We start from the raw sequence: 1,558 nt of genomic DNA, 5'->3' as shown, positions 1-1,558 counted from the left end.
GGCACGCCGATCAGCACGCCAAGCATCGTCGACAGCGTCGCCAGTTCGAGCGTTGCGGGGAACACGCGCTGGATGTCTTCGATGACGGGGTGCGCGGTCAGCAGCGACATGCCGAAATTGCCGTGCAGTACATCGCGAACGTAGATCAGAAACTGAACCGCGAGCGGTTTGTCCAGACCGAGCTGGATGCGGGCCGCCGCGTACGCCGTCGCCGACGCACGATCGCCGAGAATCGCCAGCACCGGGTCGATTGGCACCTTGCGGCCGATCACGAACGTGACCGCCAGCAGACCGGTGAACGTGATTACGAGCGTGACGATCCAGCGAACGAGGCGCAACGCCCAGCGTACGCTGGCGCTTTCGCCTGAAAGCGCACGCATGCGGTCGAAAGTCGTGAGGGGAGTCGACATGATGAGTTCCTCGGGCGAAGGCGAAGCCGCGGCAGTTTCGCCTTCGCCTGATCCGTTACTGCTTCTTCAGATCACGATACGACACGAGGTCGTTGATCGGACCCACTTCGAGACCCGTCACGCCCGGGCGCGTGGCTACCTGCGAGACCTGCTGGAACACGACCACGAACGGCGAGCGGGCGAGCATCTGCTTCTGCATCGTCTGGTACATCTCCGCACGCTTTGCCGTCGACGATTCTGCAAGCGCCGCGTTCGTCTCTTTGGTCAGATCCGGAATGTCCCACGAATTGCGCCACGCGAGCATCTTGTAGCTCGATTTGTCGGAGTTGTCCGGATTCCACGCGAAGCCCTGTGCGTTGCTATGCGGATCGATGTAATCCGCCGACCATTCGCCGATATAGATATCGTGCGAGCGCGAGCGGTACTTCGCGAGCGTCTGCTTGTTGTCGCCGGGGATGATCTGAACCTTGATGCCACCCTGTGCGAGATTCGCTTGAACGGCCTCCGCAATTTCGCTGTATGGGTAGCCCGTACGCACGTCCATTGTCACTGAGAAGCCGTTTGGAAGACCGGCTTTCGCGAGCAGCGCCTTCGCCTTCGCGACGTTCTGCTGATAGGGATTCGTGTTCAGCGCGCCGAGAAACCCTTCGGGAAGGAACGTTTCGTGGACCTTGTAGGTGGTCTTGGCGACGTTGTTCTGGATGCCGTTATAGTCGATCAGCCACTTCATGGCTTCCTGGACTTCCGGCTTCGCGAGGTTCGGGTTCTTGACGTTCAGGCCGAGATACAGCAACGTGGCCTGGGGCACCGCGCTTACGTGCGCCTTGCCCGACTTTGTCAGCGCGGACAGATCGTCTGGACTCAGGTTGCGCGCGACATCGACATCGCCGTTCTCTAGCAGCAAGCGCTGGCTCGATGCTTCCGGCACATGACGCAGCACGATGCGCTTCATCGCGAGCGGCATACGATAGCCATCGAAGCGCTGCAGCACGATGCTGTCGTTCGCCGTCCACTTCACGAGCTTGTAGGCGCCGGAACCAGCCTCGTTCGTCCGCAGCCAGTCGTTGCCGAAGTCATTGCCCTTCTGGTGCGACATCAGCAGCTGTTTGTCGAGCACCGAGGCGGGCCACGCGCCGAGCACGTTCAGT

2 protein-coding genes are annotated in these 1,558 nt (G+C 61.0%); both read right to left on the bottom strand.

Going from position 1 to position 1,558, the window contains the following annotated elements:
* Positions 1-410 (bottom strand): ABC transporter permease family protein (locus AC3WLT_RS37120; RefSeq protein WP_492596518.1); only part of this gene is annotated, 410 nt, incomplete at its 3' end.
* 55 nt (positions 411-465) lie between these two features.
* Positions 466-1,558, bottom strand: a 1,093-nt coding sequence (locus AC3WLT_RS37115) for an ABC transporter substrate-binding protein (protein ID WP_492596517.1), incomplete at its 5' end; no start/stop codon positions are given.

It is taken from the genome of Paraburkholderia sp. FW306-2-2C-D06C (genome assembly GCF_058781505.1).
This window is presented reverse-complemented; position numbering and strand designations above follow the sequence as displayed.